The organism is Halomonas sp. H10-9-1, from assembly GCF_040147005.1.
GTDB lineage: Bacteria > Pseudomonadota > Gammaproteobacteria > Pseudomonadales > Halomonadaceae > Halomonas.
The window spans coordinates 3,262,887-3,283,535 of sequence record NZ_JAMSHO010000001.1; the positions used below are offsets into that span (position 1 = coordinate 3,262,887).

At 61.1% G+C, this 20,649-nt stretch carries 23 protein-coding genes and 1 pseudogene; 12 read left to right on the plus strand and 12 right to left on the minus strand.

Annotation, left to right across the window (positions count from 1 at the left end):
• Positions 1 to 137: 137 nt before the first annotated feature.
• The 5 genes and pseudogenes from tnpA to NFH66_RS15125 all read left to right on the plus strand — a co-directional run bounded on the left by tnpA (position 138) and on the right by NFH66_RS15125 (position 2,609).
• Complete coding sequence (gene tnpA, locus NFH66_RS15105) at positions 138 to 488, plus strand: IS66-like element accessory protein TnpA (protein WP_349611750.1); 351 nt, start codon at positions 138 to 140, stop codon at positions 486 to 488.
• Positions 489 to 529: 41 nt separating this feature from the next.
• Positions 530 to 727 carry an IS66 family insertion sequence element accessory protein TnpB gene (tnpB, locus tag NFH66_RS15110; RefSeq protein ID WP_349611752.1) on the plus strand — a complete coding sequence of 66 codons (198 nt, stop codon included), beginning with the start codon at positions 530 to 532 and terminating at the stop codon, positions 725 to 727.
• Positions 675 to 827, plus strand: a pseudogene (locus NFH66_RS15115) (transposase domain-containing protein); the annotation flags it as partial. The gene tnpB and the pseudogene NFH66_RS15115, both read left to right, overlap by 53 nt.
• A 267-nt stretch (positions 828 to 1,094) precedes the next feature.
• Positions 1,095 to 2,222: an AAA family ATPase gene (locus NFH66_RS15120; protein ID WP_349610995.1), complete on the plus strand. Its 1,128-nt coding sequence runs from the start codon at positions 1,095 to 1,097 to the stop codon at positions 2,220 to 2,222.
• Positions 2,223 to 2,609, plus strand: coding sequence for a hypothetical protein (locus tag NFH66_RS15125; RefSeq protein ID WP_349610996.1), 387 nt, complete (start codon positions 2,223 to 2,225; stop codon positions 2,607 to 2,609).
• Positions 2,610 to 2,634: 25 nt separating this feature from the next.
• Here NFH66_RS15125 and NFH66_RS15130 read toward each other — a convergent pair whose 3' ends face one another.
• From NFH66_RS15130 to NFH66_RS15165, 8 genes are all read right to left on the minus strand, one after another.
• Positions 2,635 to 3,936, minus strand: coding sequence for an ISL3 family transposase (locus NFH66_RS15130; protein WP_161431020.1), 1,302 nt, complete (start codon positions 3,934 to 3,936; stop codon positions 2,635 to 2,637).
• A gap of 641 nt (positions 3,937 to 4,577) precedes the next feature.
• A complete protein-coding gene (locus NFH66_RS15135) occupies positions 4,578 to 5,156 on the minus strand; it encodes an SCO family protein (protein WP_161431018.1) in 579 nt (192 codons plus the stop codon).
• Positions 5,157 to 5,166: 10 nt separating this feature from the next.
• The gene (locus NFH66_RS15140; protein ID WP_349610997.1) at positions 5,167 to 5,640 is read right to left on the minus strand and encodes a copper chaperone PCu(A)C; all 474 of its coding nucleotides are present in this window, start codon (positions 5,638 to 5,640) and stop codon (positions 5,167 to 5,169) included.
• Positions 5,609 to 6,391: a cytochrome c oxidase assembly protein gene (locus tag NFH66_RS15145; RefSeq protein ID WP_349610998.1), complete on the minus strand. Its 783-nt coding sequence runs from the start codon at positions 6,389 to 6,391 to the stop codon at positions 5,609 to 5,611. The genes NFH66_RS15140 and NFH66_RS15145 overlap by 32 nt, the downstream gene beginning before the upstream one ends.
• A 356-nt stretch (positions 6,392 to 6,747) precedes the next feature.
• Complete coding sequence (locus NFH66_RS15150) at positions 6,748 to 7,776, minus strand: L,D-transpeptidase family protein (RefSeq protein WP_349610999.1); 1,029 nt, start codon at positions 7,774 to 7,776, stop codon at positions 6,748 to 6,750.
• A gap of 74 nt (positions 7,777 to 7,850) precedes the next feature.
• Positions 7,851 to 9,332 carry an apolipoprotein N-acyltransferase gene (lnt, locus tag NFH66_RS15155; protein ID WP_349611753.1) on the minus strand — a complete coding sequence of 494 codons (1,482 nt, stop codon included), beginning with the start codon at positions 9,330 to 9,332 and terminating at the stop codon, positions 7,851 to 7,853.
• 25 nt (positions 9,333 to 9,357) lie between these two features.
• On the minus strand, positions 9,358 to 9,861 hold the full coding sequence (gene lspA / locus NFH66_RS15160; protein ID WP_349611000.1) for a signal peptidase II: 504 nt from the start codon (positions 9,859 to 9,861) through the stop codon (positions 9,358 to 9,360).
• Entirely contained in the window at positions 9,858 to 12,053 is a 2,196-nt protein-coding gene (locus NFH66_RS15165; RefSeq protein ID WP_349611001.1) for a heavy metal translocating P-type ATPase, read from the minus strand. Before NFH66_RS15165 ends, lspA begins: the two co-directional genes overlap by 4 nt.
• 113 nt (positions 12,054 to 12,166) lie before the next feature.
• Between NFH66_RS15165 and NFH66_RS15170 the strand changes: the two genes are divergently transcribed.
• Both NFH66_RS15170 and NFH66_RS15175 read left to right on the plus strand, forming a co-directional pair.
• A complete protein-coding gene (locus NFH66_RS15170; protein WP_134845723.1) occupies positions 12,167 to 12,889 on the plus strand; it encodes a cytochrome c biogenesis CcdA family protein in 723 nt (240 codons plus the stop codon).
• Positions 12,890 to 12,923: 34 nt separating this feature from the next.
• Positions 12,924 to 13,403, plus strand: coding sequence for a MerR family transcriptional regulator (locus tag NFH66_RS15175; RefSeq protein ID WP_349611002.1), 480 nt, complete (start codon positions 12,924 to 12,926; stop codon positions 13,401 to 13,403).
• A gap of 21 nt (positions 13,404 to 13,424) precedes the next feature.
• Here NFH66_RS15175 and NFH66_RS15180 read toward each other — a convergent pair whose 3' ends face one another.
• The 4 genes from NFH66_RS15180 to NFH66_RS15195 all read right to left on the minus strand — a co-directional run bounded on the left by NFH66_RS15180 (position 13,425) and on the right by NFH66_RS15195 (position 17,264).
• Complete coding sequence (locus NFH66_RS15180) at positions 13,425 to 14,207, minus strand: ZIP family metal transporter (RefSeq protein WP_023007116.1); 783 nt, start codon at positions 14,205 to 14,207, stop codon at positions 13,425 to 13,427.
• 107 nt (positions 14,208 to 14,314) lie between these two features.
• Positions 14,315 to 15,574, minus strand: coding sequence for a M23 family metallopeptidase (locus NFH66_RS15185; protein ID WP_089685294.1), 1,260 nt, complete (start codon positions 15,572 to 15,574; stop codon positions 14,315 to 14,317).
• Complete coding sequence (locus NFH66_RS15190; protein ID WP_349611003.1) at positions 15,571 to 16,209, minus strand: DsbA family protein; 639 nt, start codon at positions 16,207 to 16,209, stop codon at positions 15,571 to 15,573. Before NFH66_RS15190 ends, NFH66_RS15185 begins: the two co-directional genes overlap by 4 nt.
• Positions 16,210 to 16,349: 140 nt before the next feature.
• Complete coding sequence (locus tag NFH66_RS15195; protein ID WP_349611004.1) at positions 16,350 to 17,264, minus strand: cation diffusion facilitator family transporter; 915 nt, start codon at positions 17,262 to 17,264, stop codon at positions 16,350 to 16,352.
• Between the two features lie 207 nt (positions 17,265 to 17,471).
• Between NFH66_RS15195 and NFH66_RS15200 the strand changes: the two genes are divergently transcribed.
• The 5 genes from NFH66_RS15200 (at position 17,472) to NFH66_RS15220 (ending at position 20,597) form a co-directional block, all read left to right on the plus strand.
• Positions 17,472 to 18,857: a DegQ family serine endoprotease gene (locus NFH66_RS15200; RefSeq protein ID WP_349611755.1), complete on the plus strand. Its 1,386-nt coding sequence runs from the start codon at positions 17,472 to 17,474 to the stop codon at positions 18,855 to 18,857.
• Positions 18,858 to 19,432: 575 nt separating this feature from the next.
• Positions 19,433 to 19,735 (plus strand): hypothetical protein, encoded by a 303-nt coding sequence (locus tag NFH66_RS15205; protein WP_161431009.1) that lies wholly within the window; start codon positions 19,433 to 19,435, stop codon positions 19,733 to 19,735.
• Between the two features lie 4 nt (positions 19,736 to 19,739).
• Positions 19,740 to 20,093: an ArsR/SmtB family transcription factor gene (locus tag NFH66_RS15210; RefSeq protein ID WP_161431007.1), complete on the plus strand. Its 354-nt coding sequence runs from the start codon at positions 19,740 to 19,742 to the stop codon at positions 20,091 to 20,093.
• Between the two features lie 54 nt (positions 20,094 to 20,147).
• Positions 20,148 to 20,366 carry a hypothetical protein gene (locus tag NFH66_RS15215; RefSeq protein ID WP_349611005.1) on the plus strand — a complete coding sequence of 73 codons (219 nt, stop codon included), beginning with the start codon at positions 20,148 to 20,150 and terminating at the stop codon, positions 20,364 to 20,366.
• Between the two features lie 12 nt (positions 20,367 to 20,378).
• Positions 20,379 to 20,597 (plus strand): hypothetical protein, encoded by a 219-nt coding sequence (locus tag NFH66_RS15220; protein WP_349611007.1) that lies wholly within the window; start codon positions 20,379 to 20,381, stop codon positions 20,595 to 20,597.
• Positions 20,598 to 20,649: the final 52 nt, after the last annotated feature.

The window sequence follows — 20,649 nt, forward strand, 5'->3', positions numbered from 1 at the left end:
CAGCACTCTCTTGAGTATGCGGCCGGTCAACACACATTCAGCTGAGCCCTGACTTCGATAACGGTAGGTGTCCATGAAGTGACCCCCTCCAGAGCTGCACAGGTTATAGTGCAGCGATCAGGAGTGAGTTAAGCGTACTGGAGGCGCCTCGTAAGCGCCGCCGCTTTACAGCTGAGTTCAAGGCCAGGATCGTCGAGGCGTGCCAACAACCCGGCGCCTCGGTGGCCAGCATCGCATTGGAGCATGCCCTGAACGCGAATCTGGTGCACAAGTGGATCCGTGAGGCTCGGCGGTCGGCATCGGTAAGTGATACCCCGGCGTTTGTCCCGGTGACGATGGCAAGCACCGCCACACCTGCAGCGGGCCAGCGTCAGGAAGCCGAGCGTATTCGCCTTTCACTGCCGAGTCCCAAAGGCATGGTGACCATCGAATGGCCGGTGTCCGATGCGCAGGGCTGTCGGGCGCTGCTGCGGGATCTGCTGTCGTGATCCGTATCAACGAGATCTGGCTGGCCACCGAGCCGCTGGACATGCGCGCCAGTCCCGACACGCCGCTGGCACGGGTAGTGAAGGTGTTCGGCTCCACCCGGCCGCACTGCGCCTATCTGTTCGCCAACCGGCGCGGTAACCGCATGAAGGTGTTAGTCCACGATGGCCTGGGGGTCTGGCTCTGCGCGCGCCGCCAACATCATGAGCCTGATCCAGTCTGCCAAGGTGAATGGCCATGAACCGCATGCCTACCTGAGAAATGTGCTGGCTCGCCTGCCGACACAGAAGGCCAGCCAGATCCACGAACTTCTGCCACAGCACTGGCAGCCGAGCGATTAATTACCCGCAACGGGTGATCGCCGCTCGCTTACTTCCTAGCCAACATTGATGTATCCGTAGCCGGACTGTGACTCCACGAGTGCACCGAGCTGGTGGAGACGCACCCACCTTTCTCTGGATCGCTGGCAGGGAGAGGCATCGTGGCTGCCCAGCCCCCAGCCCCTGACTCCTGGCGATTCAGAAGCGGCACTTGTGGTCAATGACCGGCAATGCCATAATAAACTATACCATTATTTACTTTTTGAGTATCAATAAGTTAGGAAGACAATGGACGAAAACGAATACGTTGTCGAGAAATTGATCCAGCTTGCAGCCCTAGGAGCCAAAGGGGACGGGGAGAAAGTCAGAATCCAAGCCCTGAGGTTAATACGATCATTGCAAGCAGAGAATAATCCTCTTGCCAATCGAGTCAAAGGGGCTGTGTTTAGTGAGGACGAACCATCCTCCGGAAAAAGCTACATTAGAAGAGTAAGGGATAATGGCATCAACAGCCCTATTCCCACAGATAAAGAATCTGGGAACGAGCTGCTAAACGTAGAAGACCCAGTAACACTGCCAACTGGATTTATAGGATCCAGCGAGGTTAAAGGACCAATAAATTTAATTATCAATGAGCGCAAGAAATTAAGAGGTATCATCGCTGCCGGCATAACTCCTACCAGCAAGATTTTGTTCACAGGCCCGCCCGGCGTGGGAAAAACGGTGTGCGCAAAGTACATAGCACAAAAGCTAAATAAACCACTCTTTACAATTGATCTTGCAACAATCGTAAGCAGCCTTTTAGGAAAAACAGGAAACAATCTTAAAACGGCATTTTCTTATTCAAGTGAAAGACCATGCGTTTTGTTAATTGATGAAATAGATGCTTTAGCAAAAATGCGAGATGACAACTCTGACATAGGTGAAACAAAAAGACTTGTAACTGTATTTTTGCAAGAAATGGACAAGTGGAATGACAGTAACCTGCTAATAGCAGCAACGAACCACTACCATCTGCTAGACCCAGCAATAAACAGAAGATTTGACCAAATCATAGATTTCAACAGGCCGAACAGCGAGGATCTAAAGAAAGTTGGACTAGCCCTAATAAAAGACAAAGAAGATACACCAAAAGAGTGGATTTTATTTTTATCCCAAGTAATGGAAAACACATCTTACAGCGACTTCCAACGGGAGGTAAACAATCTCAGGAAAAGCTTTTTTTTACATGGGGAAGAAGGGGCGCAAGAATATATAACCTCACTTCTCAAAAGAAGCTCATTGAAAATAGACAAAGAAAAAAGAAAGCAAATTGCCGTTAAATTAGTAAAAGAAAACAAGGTGTCGCAGCGATCAGCAAGTCGAATAGCCTCGATTGCCAGAGGCACACTAAAAAATGCATTGGAGGCAGTATAAATGGCAAATAAACAACGGTTTCTTTTTGGTCGCGGGGAGAAACTTACAGAGCCTGTTCGTTTTAGAGGTGGATATGATGAATCTGACCCTGTTTATGATTTAGGGTTTCAGATCAACCGTTTCAAGAAATACTTCAAAGAGATATCAGAAAAACTTGATGCCATCTCCGATGAAAGCCTAGCTGATGGCAACGCCGTGATCGGAGTGACCTTGCATCCAAAATATATATCTCGTTCTGCATTCCCCGAAGGATTAATAAATCAGCTAAACTTGCGATTTCTCGGAAGCAGATCAACAAAAATAAGACCTGAAAAAGGAAAAGGAAGCGATGAACACGATGGTGCGTTATCAACTTTTCTATTTCGGGTATCCGGATTAAGTGGTTGACGATCCCTTCTGATCCACCAAAACCTTAATCTTCCCAGAAGGTTGATAGATCGACGCCGAAGTTCTTCTCGGGCTCGGGGAGACCCCTGCCGTAGGTCATGGTAGCCTTGCCTAGGAACGGGGACTCCTTGGTCTGCGGCGCCTTCTTCTTGTGCTTGGTGGTATAGAGCATCCGGGCCCGCATCACCTCGAATGAGTAGCCCCGGCCATCGCGGTTCTTGTCCTTGGCCAGCCGGTTGATCGACTCCGTGAAGGCGTTGGTGACCGGGATGTCAGTCTCGAAGTAGGTCAGCATCTCCTCACGCCATTCGCTGACGGCGCTGACAAGATCCTTCCAGACTTCCTTCTGCCCCTGCGGGATGTCGTCAATCCAGGCAGCTAGTGCCTTCTCAGCATCTCGCCGGGTGGCACAGTCCCAGATGTGGTAGAACCGCTCCTTATGCTCGTAGGCTGCCAGGAGCTGAGGGAAGGCCCCCGTCCAAGTCTCCATGATGAGCCGTTCGCGGTCTGAGACATCGTGAGCCCGCTTCAGCAGGATCTTCCGATCACCCTTGAGCGTCCGTCGCTGGTTGGCCGTCAGCTCCTTTCTGAGCCCCTTGCGGACCTTCTCCAAGGCTTCGTTGGCCATACGCACAACATGGAACTTATCGACCACGATGCGGGCCTGTGGCAGCACCGCCTGGACGGCACGGCGGTAGGGCTTCCACATGTCCATGCTGACGATCTCGACCTTGTTGCGGTCGGTCATGTTCATGAGGCGTCTGGTCACGGAGTCCTGCTGACGACCGGGCAACAGGTCCAGCAGGGTACGCTCCTCAAGGTTGGTCAGGATGCAACGGTAGCGGCGGTTCAGGTACAGCTCGTCGATGCCCAGGCAACGGGGTGTCTCGAAACGGTGCCAGGTCGCCAGGAACTCAGCCTTCTTCTTGAAGATCTCTCGAATAGTCTTCTCGTCCAGGCCCGTGGTATCGGCCACATAAGCGTAGGGATGGTTGAAGGCTTCCTTCTCGACATGGCTGTAAAGCCTCCGCGTCATGCGATGAGTGTCAACCATCTCGGGGAGTGGTGGGCGGAATGTCTTTCCGCAGGCTCGGCAAGTGTAGCGGCGTCGTACCACCCATAGGGTGACTCGCTTGCCGTGGATGGGCAGATCTCGGTAAGCCACATCGCGCTTGCCAAACCTGACGAACTCTCCCTCTACGCCGCACTCCTTGCAGGCCACAGGGACCGGAGCTTCGACCTGAAAGTGGAGATCATGCTCTTCCATCTTTGTACCCAGGATGCGGTATTCCGGTAAATGGAGGATGTTGTCAGGCAGAATGGTCATGCAAACGTTCCTTGTGCCTCTTTGTCATGTCACGACGGCGATCTCGTGTGATGGCCATCGATCATAAAGATGTGCCGATGCCTGCCCCTTGGGTGATGGTGGGGATGGCGATGCGGTTCCGGCCCCTCCCAGCCCTCATGCTCATGCTGATGGTGGTCGTCATGATAGTGCAGATGGGTGTGCTCCATAGGAGCATGATCATGCTCGAGCGCCATAGGGTTCCCTGACGGCCAGACACGGATCGCGAGCGCCGTCGACACCAGCGCAATCGCCCCCAGCAGGGCGAAGGTCTCGATCAGGCCCACCTCGGCCCCGACTCAGCCGGCCAACGGATAGGCCACCAGCCATGCGAAAGCGAGAACTGCGCGGCGAACAGCGCCGGACGGTCCTCTGGCTGGCACGACTGTTTGAGCAGGCGTCCGGTGAGGGACATGACCAGCGAGGCGCCGGCGGCCCAGGTTAACCCCAGGGTCGACAGACCCAATTTCCAAGAGTGAAATGTGATCGAACGTGGTTTTCGGCTGCCTCAAGGCGCTACGACGAACCCTGCGCCGTACTCCTAGGCAAGCCTCCTCGACAGCCTTTCTCCCCCTGAACCGTACTGGTTCTCGACGGAAGATAGGGCACTGGACGGTGACAACTCAGGCACCGCTGGCAAGCCTTTCGAGGTCGGCAACCACGGCATCCATGGGGTCGCTGTCCCGGATCAGCAGGCGTACTTCTCCCTGGGCATTGAAGGCGAAGACAGCGCTGGAGTGCGACACATCATAGCTGCCTTCGCTGTCTTCTTCACCATACCCGTAGGTCACCCGATAGCGGCGTGTCAGCTTATCGAGTGCCGCTTTATCCCCAGTGAGGCCGATGAACTGGGGGCCGAAGGCGGCGGTGTAGCTATCCAGCGTCTCGGCGTTATCGCGGCGGGGGTCCACCGAGACGAAAAGCACCTGGATGTCATCGCGAGCCGCTTCATCCATGCGCTGGGTGGCAGCGTCGAGGCGCGCCAGGGTAGTGGGGCAGACATCGGGGCAATGGGTGAAGCCGAAGAACAGCAGCGTCGTCTTGCCGAGGAACTGATCGGCGCTCACCGTATTCCCGTTCTCGTCGATGAGTTCGAACGCCAGGGATGGCATCAGCCCCGAGATATCCTTGGTCTGCCAGTCTGGATCGCTGCAGCCCGCAATCCATAGCGTCACGAATAGTGCCATGATACATCGGCGCATCCTGCTCCCCCTACTGTGCTGTCGGCGCCACGGCGCGGAACGTGACACGCTGTCGCTGATTGCCGGCGAAATGAAGATTCACCTCGACGTCGTCACCTACGACGAGGGGGCGAGCCCGCTTCATGAGCATGAGATGATAGCCACCCGGAGCAAATTCGACCTGTTCCCCCGCCGCCAGCTCCAGCTGGGCAACGGGCTCCATGCGGGTGACGCCATCCTGATTGACACTGCGGTGCATCATGACATTACCGAAAGCGGGGCTATCTGCTCCTGTCAGGGTGACGCCCTTCTCGCTGGTATTGGTGAGGGTGAAGTAGCCTGCCGCGGGCAGGTCCCCGGGCAGGAGCCGCAGACGCGCCTCGCTGACCTCCAGTTCGGCAGCCGCCATCGTGCCGGTCGTCGCGATCAGCAGCAGGAAGGTCGAGCACCAGCGTTTCGCCAGGCGCGGCAGACTAGGGTGTGGCGTGAGAGACATCAGCGGCATCAGCGGCATCCTCCTTGCGGGCATCACGGAACAGAAAGCTGAGAATGATCAGAACCCCGATGGCACTCATCATCGTGGCCGGTACCCAAGTCAACAGGCCACCTAGGAGCTGGTCAGTCAGAGGGTCAAGCGGCCAGGCACGTCCGCACACCTCATAGACATCGAAGATGACACTCCGGCTGAAGACGATATAGGCCCCCAGAACGATCTGCGGCGGAATCACCACCAGCAGGATGGCGATGCGCTTGCCGTAGCCGAGACCGCCCTGCTGCGGCGTGCGGCGATCCAAGATCAACCACCAGAACAGCAACCCATCCAGCGCCATGCTCCAGTTCATCACTTGATACAGGTCGGTACTCAGCATCGCATCGAAGTGGACCTCGGGAACCAACCAGAAGTAGATCAGCCCGACGAACAGTACGGGAGCGATCAGGGGATGCTGCAGCGTCCGGTATGCGGGACGCAGCAGGCGCGCGACCGGACTCCACCCTGAAAAGTGCCTGATTCGGGTCGGCAAGCCGTCTGCCAGTACCGGCAGGGGGGCGGCCAGGGCAATCAGGAAGGGACCGGCATGATGCAGTATCAGGTGCTGTGCCCGATGGGTAAAGAACATGTACTGGGCGAGGTAGTCGTAATGGGTCTGAGTGACGCCATAGATGGTGGCGACACCCAGCAGGTAGGCAAGGACTCGACCTGCGCCGGTGGCCTCGCCTCGCCGTCGGCGCTGCCGGAGGCCACGCAGGTAGAGCATGATGGCCAGCAGGCAGCCCCCCGACCAGGCCAGCGAGAACTCCCACGGCAGCAGGTAGCCCAGAGCGGCTTCGAGGTCGATAGCCCTTCCCTCCCCAGAATCGGCATGCCAACGGTGAGACTAGGAGCCCACCGCGCCATGCGGCAAGGTGGGGCTATAAACGCAGACGAAGCCAGAGCCCGCACCTCGGTGCCTGGGAGGCGAGGAAGGCCGCACCCCAACGCACGGCACTTGTTCAGTGGTTGGGTACACCGCCAACGCACCGCCAGTGGCCATGCAGAGGGCGATAGACCCTGGATAAGCCACGACCGAATGTCAGCGTCACGAGACTGACAAGACTCGCCATGTCGTCGTCGTCATGGCCTATGCAGCGCGAGTTCTGCGTAGATACCCTGGTAGCCAGTGTCGTGCTTTCTATCCGGCTCCGGCTCCGGCTCCGGCTTGGGGTTCAGGGATACCATGCGACCGCTGGGGTCATCCAACAGGCCGCGAAGCTGTTCATAATCGAAGGATATGCCCTCGGCCTTGCGTTGGTTGAGGCGTGTGACGGTGTCTACCAACTCGGACATGCTATGCCCTTCTGCCTCCAGAGGCGGGAATGCCTGAACCAGCGGCTGCCCTTCATCCCAGCCGATCTTGATGGGCTGGTTGACGATTTGGACCCGGGTGCCGGCGGGCACGCGATCGAAAATCGACTCGATGTCCCCAGGGAACATGCGAATACAGCCACGGCTGGCACGCATGCCGATACCATCCGGCTGGTTGGTGCCATGAATCAAGTAGCCGTCGAAACCCAGAATAATGGCATGGTCTCCCAGCGGATTGTCCGGGCCCGGAGGCACCACGCTGGGCGCCTCCTCTCCACGCGCCCTGGCTTCACGCTGGACCGACTCGGGTGGGTACCAGGCAGGGTTCTTGATATTCATGGTGGTTTCGGTCACGCCGAGGGGCGTATCGAACCCCTCGCGACCGATGCCGATGGGATAGGTCTCGACACGTGGCGTTTCACCATCGTCAACCTTCGGATAGTAGTAGAGGCGCAGCTCGGCGATGTTGATGACGATCCCGGTGCGCTCCACATCGGGCAGGATGAAGCGCCCGGGTATGGTCACCTCGGTACCCTCGCCGGGAATCCAGATGCTCACATCCGGATTGGCGCGCACGATCTCCCTGTACCCCAGGTTGTGTCGCCTGGCGATGTCGATCAGGGTATCTTCTCGATCCTCCACCGTTACGCGGTAGGTGTCGCCAATCACATTGCCTTCCTCAGGCAGCGGATAGTGGCCGCGGGGCCATTCGCCCTCCTCTTCGGCCTGAGCAACGCCGATGAGTGCCAGCCAAACGACCAGCACCCCCACCAGTGTGCGTGTTCGGAGCTCCCACAATGGAGCTTTCCTCGCTGTACCAGAGTGAGGTTCCGATAAAGCCATCATTCTCTCCCTTTTCGACTGGACCATTATCATCCAGACCGACGTGTGTTGAGTTGCCATCCAAGCAGCACCAGTAATGCGGCCAACAGCCAGGTCGGCCAGCTACCGGTACGGGTGAACGGCGTGTACCCCGCCATGGGCAGCGCCTCGCCACGAAGGCTCGTAGTCTGGAACTGCGGTGCGAGGGCCGTGACGCGGCCCTGAGGATCGACGATGGCGGTCACGCCATTGCTGGTGGCGCGGATAAGATAGCGGCCGTTCTCCAGGGCGCGCAGGCGGGCCATCTGCAGGTGCTGTTGGGGGCCGATGGAACGGCCGAACCAGGTGTCGTTGGAGACCGTCAGCAGCAGCTCGGCACCGCGCGCCTGCTCGGCGACCCGGTCGGCATAGATGATCTCGTAGCAGATGGCGTTGCCGATGGTGGTGCCGGCGGCGTGGATCGGCCCCTGACCCTCGGGCCCGGGCGTCATGGTCGGCATGGGCAGGTCGAAGAAGGCAATAGTGCCGGCGAGCAGACGTTCAAGCGGCAGGTATTCGCCGAAGGGCACCAGGCGCGCCTTGCGATACTCGCCCTCGGCGGCGCCCAGGCCGATCACGCTGTTGTAGTAGTCGCCGCCGTCGCGCTGCAGGATCCCGGTGAGCAGGGCGGTGTCGGGCGCGAGGTTGGAATGCACCCGCTCCAGGATCGGCCGCGCCTCGCGCTCGAACATCGGCAGGGCCGCCTCGGGCCAGACAACCAGGTCGAGGTCGTTGGACTGTGCAAGGGTCAATACCGTGTAGATGTTGGCCGCCTCACTCTGGCCATCGGGCGTCCACTTGATCGCCTGGTCCAGGTTGCCCTGCAGCAGGGCCACTCGCAGCGGCTCGCCGGACGGAGAGGTCCACTGGGTGGGCAACGCCAGCGGGGCCAGCCAAATGGCAGCAACCAGTGCGGCGGCCCACCAGCGATGGCGCAGCAACTCGATGCTCAGGGTACCGGTCAGTGCGGTGATCAGCGACAGCAGATAGACCCCGCCGATTGGTGCCCAGGCCGCCAGCGGCGACTCCACCTGAGAAGTCCCCAGCAGCAGCCAGGGAAAACCGGTGAATAGCCAGGTACGTAGCCACTCGCTCAGTACCCAGACCCCGGCGAAGCTGAAGAAGGCCAGACGCGGGCCCGTGACGCGCCGATAAACCCAGAAGGGGGCGGCGAAGAACAGCGCCAGGCTGGCTACGAACAGACCGGTGAGGAAGAGCGCCAGGGGCGTCCCCGTATAGCCATAGTCGTGGATCGCAACGAACACCCATGAGACCCCAGAGCCAAACAGCCCTACGCCATAACACCAACCGCGGAGGGCGGCCTGGGCGGGTGTCAGGGCATGGATGCCGAAATAGACCAGGGCCACCGCCACCGGGCCCAGCCACCACAGCGCGAAGGGCGCGGCGCTGAGGGTGGTCAACACGCCGGCGGTGACAGCGAGCCAGTAACCGAGGGCCGGGGAGATCCGGTCCAGAAGCGTCAGATAGCGCATCGACTGGCTGTCTGCGTCCATGACGCTACTCTGATCCGCTGGGAGAGGGGCGTTCACGCAAGGCCGCAATCGCAAAGGCGATGACACCCAGGAACAGGGCGATATCCGCCAGGTTGAAGGCGGGCCAGTGCCACTCACGCCAGTAGACGTCCAGGTAGTCTACGACATACCCTCGTGCCAGGCGGTCGATGCCATTGCCCAGCGCGCCACCCAGCATCAAGCTGTAACCCAGCGCTTCCAGGCGAGGTCTCGGCCTGCTCAGCAGGATCGTCAGTACGATGGTCACCAACCCCGTCAGGCCCAGGAACAGATAGCGCTGCCATCCGCCGGCCTCGGCGAGGAAGCTGAATGCCGCCCCCGTGTTCCACCAGTGGCCCCAGTTGAAGAAAGGGGCTAGCGGGATGGCCTGGCCATACGGCATCAGCGCCTGCACCAGCCCCTTGATGGCCTGGTCGGCCAAGGCGACCACGCTGGCCAGTGCCAACCAGTACCGGCCTTGCGGCGCTATCGCTATCCGCTCTGTCCTCATGACGTGGCTTCCCTGTAGCGCGGGCTTGCCGATCTGCTCGTCGCGGTGCCTGGCGAGAAGCGATAGCCCAGCAGCCGCATGGCGTTCAGGGTCACCAGCACGGTGGCGCCGGTATCCGCCATCACCGCGATCCACATGCCGGTGATGCCAAATGCCGTGGTCACCAGGAAGATGGCCTTCAGGCCCAGCGCCAGGGCGACGTTGGTCTTGACGTTGCGCAGGGTGGCCCGGGACAGGTCGATCAGCTCGGCGATGCCGGTGACGCGGTTCTTGAGCAGGGCCGCATCCGCGGTTTCCAGCGCCACGTCGGTGCCGCCACCCATGGCGATGCCGACATCGGCTGCCGCCAGTGCCGGGGCATCATTGATCCCGTCCCCCACCTTGCCGACAGGCCCGCGTCCGGTGGCCTGCCACTCCTGCACGCGCCGGGCCTTGTCCTCGGGCATCAGCTCGCCATGCGCCTCGATACCCAGAGAGCCACCGATGGCCGCCGCCGTGCGCGCATTGTCGCCACTGAGCATGACCGCCTCGACACCCAGGCGTGACAGGGCGGTGAGCCCCTCGATCGCATCCTCTCGCGGCTCGTCACGAACGGCGATCAGGCCCAGCGGCCGCTCGCCTTCGACCAGCACGGCGAGACTCTTGCCGGCGTATTCCAGCTCGGCGATTCGGGCGCTCAGGCCGTCATCGAGAGCGGCCTGCTCTGTCAGTTGCCGGGGGGAGACCAAGCTCAGCTCACGCCCCTCGACCCGACCGGCGACGCCACGACCCGAAAGGGCGTGGTTGCCGTTCGCCTGGGGGATGGAAAGGCCCAGCTGCTGCGCATGGGCAAGGATCGCCATCGCGATGGGGTGACTGGAGTCACGCTCCATCGCGGCCGCCAGCCTCAGGACCTCGTGCTCGCCTTGGTCGGTGGCCCAGTCCTCCACGTCGGTGACCCGGGGACTGCCGGCGGTGAGGGTGCCGGTCTTGTCCAGTGCCACCGTCCGCAGCTTGCCCAGCTGTTCAAGCACCGCGCCCCCCTTGATCAGCAACCCACGGCGGGCACCCGCCGAGAGGCCGGCGGCAATCGCCGCGGGGGTCGAGATCACCAGGGCACAGGGACAGGCGATCAACAGCAGGGCCAGGGCGCGATAGACCGATTCCGACCAGGCCATGGTCGAGACCAGCGGCGGCACCACCGCCATCAGCAAGGCGAGCCCCACCACCGCCGGCATATAGTAACGAGCGAAGCGGTCGATGAAGCGCGCCACCGGCGCCTTGGCGGCCTGGGCCTCCTCGACCAGCCGGATGACCCGAGCGATGGTATTGTCCTCGGCGCCGCGCGTCACCTCGACTTCCAGGGCGGCATCGAGGTTGACCGTGCCGGCGAAGATGTCATCACCCGGTGCACGCGAGCGGGGCATCGACTCCCCGTTGATCGGTGACTCATCCAGGTCGGATTCGCCGGCCAGAATGCGCCCATCGCAGGGCACGCGGTCGCCCGGTCGCACCAGCACCCGCTGACCGGGCTTGAGCGTGGCGGCCGAAACCTCCCGGGTATCCCCATCCTCCATCAGCCTCGCGGTAGACGGCGTCAGGTCCGCCAGGGCCGAGATGCTGCGTCGTGCCCGTGAGGCGGCCACGCCTTCCAGCAGTTCGCCCACGGCGAATAGGAAGACCACCACCGCCGCCTCGGCAGCGGCATCGATGGCCAGGGCACCCAGGGCGGCGATGCTCATCAGCATCTCAATGGTGAAGGGGTTGCGCATCTTCAGCGCGCCCCAAGCAGATTGCACGATGGGCACCAGGCCCACCAGGGTGGCCGCGACGAAGGGCCAGTTGCCCAGCGCTGGCCAGGTCAAGCGCAAGGCGAAGGCCAGTACCAGCAGCCCTCCGGTGACGAGCACCAGGCGCCCCTTGGCGGTCTGCCACCAGGAGTCCGGCGTGATAGTGGATTCACTTTCCTCATCCTGGCCGACGAGGCGGTAGCCGAGCTCAATGAGCGTCTTCTCGATCGACTCAGGCGAGGGCGTCGAGTGCTCGTGGGGCTGGATCGTGACCGAGCCGGTGACCGAGCTGGCCGACACCTCCTCGATGCCTTCCAGGCGACCCAGGGCGGCCTCGACCTTACGCTCGCAGCCGCCGCAGTCCATGCCCTCGACGCGCAGCTTCAAGGCAGACGAGTCCTCAGAGCGTGTCGATTTCTCCATGGTGTGACTCCGTGGGATGATGTAGTATGCGAAAGCATAAACCCTGTAGCAACTACAGCTTCAAGCCCCATCGGTTACAGCCCGAAGGGCGGTTCTCTGGGAGGGAGGGCACGTTGGAATCCTTGTCGTCCATTGGCTTGCTGGGCGCCTTCGCGGGTGGCCTTGTCTCATTCTTTTCTCCCTGTACTCTGCCCTTGCTCCCGGCATACCTGTCGGTCGTCACGGGAGGAAGCGCCGGGAAAACGGATAAGCGCCTCGAAGCCCTGATACTCAGTTCTTTCTTCATCCTGGGTTTCACCATGGTCTTCATCATGCTGGGCTTGGGGGCCAGCAGCATTGGTCAGCTGCTTCGAGGCTATCGGAACGAGTTCAACTGGATTACCGGAAGCGTGGTCATCCTCCTGGGCGTCTTCATGACCGGTATACTTCGCTTGCCGCTGTTGCAACGAACGCTGCAGTTCTCACCCAATGTCCAGGGTGGCTCACCGCTATCGGCAACCATCTTTGGCGTGTCCTTCGCCATTGGCTGGACACCCTGTATCGGCCCCATCCTGGGAGCCATCCTGATGGCGACTGCCAGTGCCCCCAGCGCCCAGGCCGGCATGGTCTATCTGACGACCTATTCACTTGGTCTGGCACTGCCCTTCCTGGCCAGCACGCTCTTTCTGAACGTCTTGACGCAGCACAGCCGGAAGCTCGGGAGGTGGAGTGCCTATACAAGGCCTGTGGCGGGCACGATTGTGATCGTCATGGGGATTGCGATTGCGACAGGCACCATGACCCAACTTTCAAGTGTCATGGTGGATCTCTTTCCCTCCCTTGCAACTCTGGGGTAGTTCAGACGCTGATGGTTTTTACGGAGATGCCACCATGACCAACTCTGTCGACACGTCCCACGTCCCGGATAGGACTATCGGTATCGGCGAGCTGGCACGGCGTGCCGGCTGCAAGCCTGAAACGGTGAGATATTACGAGCGCATCGGGTTGGTGGGCGATGCATCCCGTACCGAGGGCGGTCAACGCCGCTACGGAGAGGAGGCCGTCAGGCGACTGACCTTCATCCGCCATGCCCGGGACTTCGGCTTCTCGGTGGAAGCGGTGCGTGAACTGCTGGCCATGTCAGACCAGCCCGACATGCCCTGCCAGGAGGTCGATGCTATTGCCAAGCATCACCTGGAGGAGGTCGAGTCGCGGCTCCAAAGGCTCTCCGCACTGCGTGACGAGCTCAAACGGATGGTCAGCCAGTGTGCCGGGGGGAAGGTCGAAAGCTGCCGGATCATCGAAGTGTTGAGCGATCATCAGCTTTGTATCAGCGACCAGGCCCACGGAGGCGCTCACGACCTGGGGTAGGCGCCTGGAAGGGTCGGCAAGCTAGCCCAGCGAGACATCCAGGAACAGCATGAGTACCAACCCCACCGAGAGCCCCAACGTCGCCTTGTTCTGGTGGCCACTTCGGTGGGTCTCGGGAATGATCTCATGGCTGATGACATAGAGCATGGCGCCGGCGGCGAAGGCCAGCCCCCAGGGGAGCAGCACTTGTGACATGCTGACGACTCCCGCACCTAGCAGGCCACCCAGCGGCTCTACCAGCCCGGTGAGGGAGGCAATGGTCCAGGATCGCCAGCGTGAATAGCCTTCACCCAGCAGTGCCACTGCCACCGCCAGGCCTTCCGGCGCATTCTGCAGGCCGATACCGATGGCAAGGGGAAGTCCCCCTTCGCTTCCCCCTGCTCCAAAAGCCACACCAACCGCCAGACCCTCTGGCAGGTTGTGGATCGTGATGGCAATGATGAACAGCCAGATTCGGCGAAGCGATGCTGCCTGTGGCCCTTCACGCCCCTGCTCGAAATGCTCGTGGGGGAGTCGCTCATTCAGCAGGGCGACCAGCCCCATCCCCATCAGTATCGACGCGCAGGCAATGACGGCAGGCAAGACGCTACCGCCATAGCGCAGTCCAGAGGCTTCCAGGGAGGGAATGATCAGTGAAAAGAAGGACGCCGCCAGCATGACACCGGCGGCGAATCCGAGTGCCAGGTCGCGAACGGCACGATCGGGCGCCTTGCTGATCAGGATAGGTAGCGCTCCGATCGCGGTCATCGAACCGGCGGCAAGACTACCCAAAAACCCCAGCGTGACTGGAGAGACACCTTCCATAGACCCTTCCCCTTTGGAGGGTTGGTACTGCAGGGAATGTTGAGTCACACGACGATAGCCATTACATGGCCACCGCTGCGTCTCATACAACAAGCCAGCCTGGCGGCCTATCGATTATCCAAGGCGACCAGACCAGACGTACCGATGGCTTTTTTCAGACGACCACGAGCCTCGAAGAGCGCGCTTCGATAATCCTGGGGTGTCGGTGACTCCCCCAGAATGATGCGCTGCCCCTCCTCCAGGGGATCGACAGGTCGGTCACCCACTCTCACTTCGTAGTGCAGGTTGGGCCCCGTGGTGAGTCCGGAGGCCCCGACTTCACCCAGCGTGTCGCCGGCATTGATGGCGTCCCCGACCGACAGGCCGGAGGCGAAGCGACTGAGATGCGTATAGCGACTGAGAGTGCCCCTCTCGTGCTCTACCTCCACGACACGACCATAACCTCCCCGGCGACCGACGAAGGAGACCCGCCCCGGCGCCGTCGCCATGACTGGGGTGCCGCGAGGGGCGGCAAGGTCGACGCCGTCATGACGACGTACCCCACCGTAAACGGGATGGCGTCGATTGCCGAAGGCGGACGTCAGGCGTGCGCCGAGCACCGGGAACCGCTTCGTCTCCACAAGGCTACCGTCCTTGAAGAGCATCACGGTGGCTCTCTGGTCCGTCGGCCATACCATCTCCAGTCGTGCCGACGGGTCAGCCAATCCCATATAGGTCAGACGGGGAGGCCCGACTCGCGTGCCATCCTCTCGGCGATCCTCTTCCCACAGTAACTGCAGGCGCTCCGCGCCAGAGATATCTCGGGCTGTGTCCATGAGTCCGCCTAGCAGCACCTCGAGGTCCATGGCGAAACGCGTGGGTATCCCCTCTGCCGCCAAGGCGGCATAAAGTGACGTTTCGATGTCCACTTCACGGCCCAGAGTCAGGGTGTCGAGACGAGGCGGGACAATCCGCGTCGACGGCCGCTCCCCCAGTGTAACGACGTATTGAATACCCGAGTCACGCTCGATGGCCACCGACACCGGCTGTCCGGTCGTCAGAGAGGTGACAGTGAGACGGTCTCCAGGCCGCAAGCCTCTTGGGTCGAACCTCCCCGCCAGCGATGTCAACGCTTGGGTGCGCGTCTCGGCATTCACGCCAAGCTGCAACAGCAGTGCGTTCAGGGTATCCCCTGGTGCCACGGTGAGCTCTTGGGCGACGATCTCGGGCGGCTGAACGGCCAAGGGCGCTGAGCCCCTCTGCGCGAGAGCTTGTGCCCTGGCCGATGCCGGTTCGCTCGGTGATAGCAAGGTGTTCTCTTGCCAATGGGCCTCGGCCAGCAGAGGGCCCAGACCCACCAACCCTAGCAGCAACCAGCGCCGTGTCATGACGCATCGTCCTCGCCAGCGACCTCGGTCACCTCACGATTGACGGCGTCGACCAGTTCCTGCATGCCGAAGGGGTCCAACAGCTCACCATTGACGAAAAAGGTCGGCGTCTGGCGGATCTGGTTGGCCTTGACGTCTTCCTTGTCCTGGTCAATGACCGCTTGTACCTCGGGGGAATCAAGTTGTTCCTCTGCTGCAGCCCTGTCCAGACCGGCCTCGCTGGCGATATCCAGAATAGCGGCCTCATCGAAGCTGCCATGAGCCGCCCACTGGCTCTGCCGGGCCAGCAACGCTTCCAGCACCGGCTGGAAGACGTCCTGGCGCCTGGCGACTTCCAGCACGCGAATGGCGGTATCGGACACGTCTCCGTGGAAGGGCGTGTAGCGCACCACCAACCGCACCTGGTCGGGATACTCTTCCTGGATGCGCTTGGTCAGCGGATAGAAGGCACGGCAGGCCTCACAGGCCGGGTCGAAGAACTCCACGATGGTCACCGGCGCTTCTTCCGGCCCCAGAATAGGCGAGTGTGAGCGCACCAGAGAGTTTTCGGCCTGAGCGCCATCCTGGCTGGCCGCCTCGGCGCCCATGCCCAACAACGAGGGTCTCGCTACGATCACGATGAGGGCGGTCAGCATCAACGCGCCAACCAGGATAAACGTCGCTTTTTTGTACATTGACTTCTCCAATTCAAGTGGTTAAGCGGAAAGCAAGACCAGAGAGCTGCTGAGTAGATCTCAACCGCTGTTGGGTGCCTAAGTCGGCGAATAGTGACGTGTCATCCATGCCCATAAAGATTGGCTCTCTGATGCGCATGATCAATATGCTCGAATTCCAAGCTGGAGTGGCCAATGTCAAAGCGCGCTTTTAGCTGAGCCTTGATATCCGCCTTGATCGCCTCAAGCTGCTGCCAGCCGGCTTCCGTGAGCACCACGTGACAGTCAAGCGCGGCAGTGCTTTCCTGCATTTGCCATAGGTGGACATGATGTACATCCTGGACACCCTCGACGTCACGCAGCGCATCAATGACTGATTGGCCGTCGATATCGGGTGGCGATCCCAACATCAGTGTCCGGATAGGGCCACCAATCTCCGTAAAGGCGAGATAAAGAATATAGAGCGCAATGCCGATCGTAATCGCGGGGTCTACCCAGCGCATGTCGTATAGCAGAATCAGCGAGCCCCCAATGATCACGGCGAGGGACGCAAGCGCATCAGATAGGTTGTGCAGAAACAGGGCCCGAATATTGACGCTATGCTTTTGCATCGACCAGGTAAGCAAGGCCGTGAGCGCGTCGACTGCTAAGGCGACGGCACCGATGACAACGATGATCCAGCCCTGAACCGCTGGCGGGTCGATCATGCGCATGGCGCCTTCGTAAATCAGGTAGACGCCGACGAGAATGAGCGTGGTGTAGTTGATCAGCGCCGCCACAATCTCGATTCGTCCATAGCCAAACGTCATCTGTGAGTCTGGCGGTCGTCTTGCTATCTTGCGGGCCGCAAAGGCAATGACGAGCGCCGCCATGTCGGAAAAATTATGCAGCGCATCCGCGATCAGCGAGAGGCTTCCCGCCAGGATACCCCCAACAATCTGAGCAACGGTCAATATCCCGTTGGCCCAGATGGCGATGCTCACCCGACGGTCACCAGAGGTGGGGTCAAGATGGGGATGATCGTGATGATGTTCCATGCGTCGTCCTTGTGGTGTCACCTGATGACGCGACAGTATAAAACCTATACCAACTCGAGCTTCAAGCCCGAATTATAATGAATACCGAGCCAAGGCTAGGCGTGGTGGAACTTTGCATAGTGGGCGCTGTAACAGACATGGTTACCATCTCCCATGCCCCGGAAGGAGCCCATTGTGATACCCAAGCCTCACTCGCACACCTGGCTGATGAGCCTAGCTTTACTCTTGATGCTGGCGACGCCAGTCCTCGCCGAGCCACGGCTGCCAGACTTCACGGCGCTGGTCGACAAGGCCGCGCCGGCCGTCGTCAACATCTCCACCTCACGGGAGGTTGAGAGGTCCATGACGTCCTCTCGGCAGTTTGGGGGGCAGGAGGTGCCGGAGATCTTTCGAGAGTTCTTCGGCGACCGCATCCCGATGCCACCCGGCGGGGCGCCCAATCGCAATGAGGAGCCACGTCAGTCACTGGGATCGGGCTTCATCTTCGATGAAGACGGCTACATCATGACCAACGCCCATGTGGTCAAGGATGCCGACGAGATCCTGGTGCGCCTCAACGACCGCCGTGAACTCGAGGCCGAGCTGGTTGGTGCCGACGAGAAGACCGACGTGGCGGTGCTCAAGGTCGAGGCGGACAACCTGCCCACCCTGGAGCTGGGCGAGTCCTCCGACCTCAAGGTCGGACAGTGGGTCGCCGCCATCGGCTCGCCCTTCGGCTTCGACCATTCCGTGACCGCGGGCATCATCAGCGCCATCAACCGTACCCTGCCCCAGGATGTTTATGTGCCCTTCATCCAGACCGACGTGGCCATAAACCCGGGTAACTCAGGCGGTCCGCTGTTCAACCTGGACGGTGAGGTCGTGGGTATCAACTCCCAGATCCTGACCCGTAGCGGCGGTTATATGGGCCTTTCGTTTGCCATCCCGATCGATGTGGCCATGGATGTGGCCGACCAACTGCGTGATGACGGCTTCGTGAACCGTGGCTGGCTAGGTGTCAGGATCCAGCCGGTCTCCAAGGACCTGGCGGAATCCTTCGGCATGGAACAGGCGGAAGGAGCCTTGATCGCAGATCTGGACCCTCGCGGACCGGCAGCCAAGGGTGGTCTCCAAGCAGGAGACGTTATCCTGAAGGTGAATGGCGAGGAGGTGGATCATTCCACCACGCTTCCCCGACTTGTGGGCGAAGTGACGCCCGGTGAGGAAGTCGAACTCTCGGTGCTGCGCGATGGTGAAAAGCAGCCCATCACCCTGACAGTCGGGGAGTGGCCGGATGTGGTTGCTAACCAGGGTGATAGCGACGGCGGTCCGGTGCGACTGGGTATTACAGTGCAGTCTCTGAGCGAGCTTGAGCGTCGCCAGCTGGGTATCAAGCAGGGCGTGCGTATCGTCAGCGTCGATCCCGCCGGCAGCGCGGCAGCGGCCGGGATCCGGCCAGGGGATGTGCTGATGAGCATCGGCCAGCAGTCGGTGGAGAGTGCGGAGCAACTGGCCGATATGGCCGCCAACTTACCCCAAGAGCAAGTCGTCCCAGTGCTCATCAACCGCGAGGGCCGTTCCTACTTCGTTGCCTTACGCCCGGTGAGTAACTGACCTGTCCGGGACGTCGGCATTCGACTCCCTCAATGGCAAGGGCGTGGTGGGTCAGGGGGCAGACGGCCCGCTCCGCTCAGCAACCGCTTGTTGATGGAACGCGAGCATGTGGAGGGGCAGCCGAACAAAGCGAGGCCGTGCGCCTGCGCGGCGACGGCGCCATGGTAATCTTCGCTGCCGTGGGCGGTCGTTCGGTGGAGCTGCTGGCCATGCCGACCCCATCAAGGAGAAGAATACCACCGGTGGCGTGATCCGGGCGCGGCAGGATGCCGATGTACGGGTGGTGATGTTACCCCGCCTACGCCGAGAACGTCTCGCCGGCGTTCCTGTTCAACGGCATTGGTATTCCGCTGGCCACAACCGGCTTGAGCTACCCGCAGGGGGCAAGCTCTGAGCTCAGAGCTTGGTCAAGGATTTGAAGCCGACACCATGTTGCGTGACGCCTATATTTCATTATTGCATGAAATATAGAGTTCATTTATTATTGAAATATTGACCCAGGACGATGGCGACATCGTCGCCAGACAGCCGATCGAGCTCATCCACTTAGCGCCCGAACCCGAGAGGAACCCATCATGAGCAAGACATCCTCCAGCCCCTCCGGCAAGGCCGTCGCGACGGGCGGCGTGCTGCTCACGGCCTGCGCGGTCTGCTGCGCCCCGCTGGTCGTCCCTTTCCTGGCCGCGTTCTTCGCCGCCGGTGGAGTCGGCCTAGCGCTGGCGGGACAGATCGGGCTCGGCATCGCCGCGCTTGGCGCGGTCGGCGGTTATCTCTACCTGCGCCGTCGCGTCGCATCGAAAAGGGCCGGAAGCTGCGGTTGCGGCCCAATCGGCGGTTGTGCCGATGCGGGCCAAGCGCAGCGCGACCCGAGGGCATGAGTCCATGGCACACGGTTGCGGACGCCAGAACAGCGACGACATCGTCGCCAGAAAACTGACCGCCCTCGCCCATCCCGTTCGCCTGGCGGCGATTCGCCAGTTGGCGGCGGCGGGCCCCACCGGCCTGGCGGCAGGCAGGCTCGCCGAGCGCCTCGACGTGGCGCCGAATGCGCTGACCTTCCACTTGCAGAAGCTGGCCGCCGCCGGCCTGGTCGAATCGCACCGCGAGGGCCAGTTCGTCTATTACCGCGCGGTGTTCGATGCCCTGCTGGCGTTGACGGACCACCTGGTCGGTGCCTGCTGCAGCGAGGCCGAGGAAAGCTGCGGGCCCCGCTGCCCCACGTCTCGCGACCGGTGACCCTCCGCCTCGCCTGAGGGTCCATCCACACCGTTCATCAAAAGGGAGCGCAAGATGATCCAGACAGTCCCCACCAAACCCTCCTGGCCAAGGGCGATCGGCATCGGGATCGCGGTGTCGGTGCTCACCGCCATCGTGATGGTCGCCTTGTTGAAGGCTGGCGTATCCCCCTTCCCGAAGCCCCCTTCTCTGGCCTTCGCCGAGACCTTGCTGGGACGGCCCCTGCCGATGCCGATCGGCCTGCTCTTCCATACGGTCTACGTGACCTTCTGATCGGTGGTGTTCGTGCGCTATTTCCCGCGCAAGACCCTGCCGACCGCGCTGGGCCTGGCCGCCGTGCTGTGGGTCGTGATCCTGGTGGTGTTCTTCCCCGTGGTGGGCTGGGGACTCGCCGGCCTGGCTATCGGTCCCCAACTGATTCCGGCGTCCGCCCTGCCGCACCTGCTGTTCGGCCTGCTGCTGTGGGGGCTGGACCGTTATCTGGGCAGGCACGGCGGGTCATGACACATCCTGAACGAACGTCGGCGGTCGCTACCGCCCAAGTGATAGCAAGAGG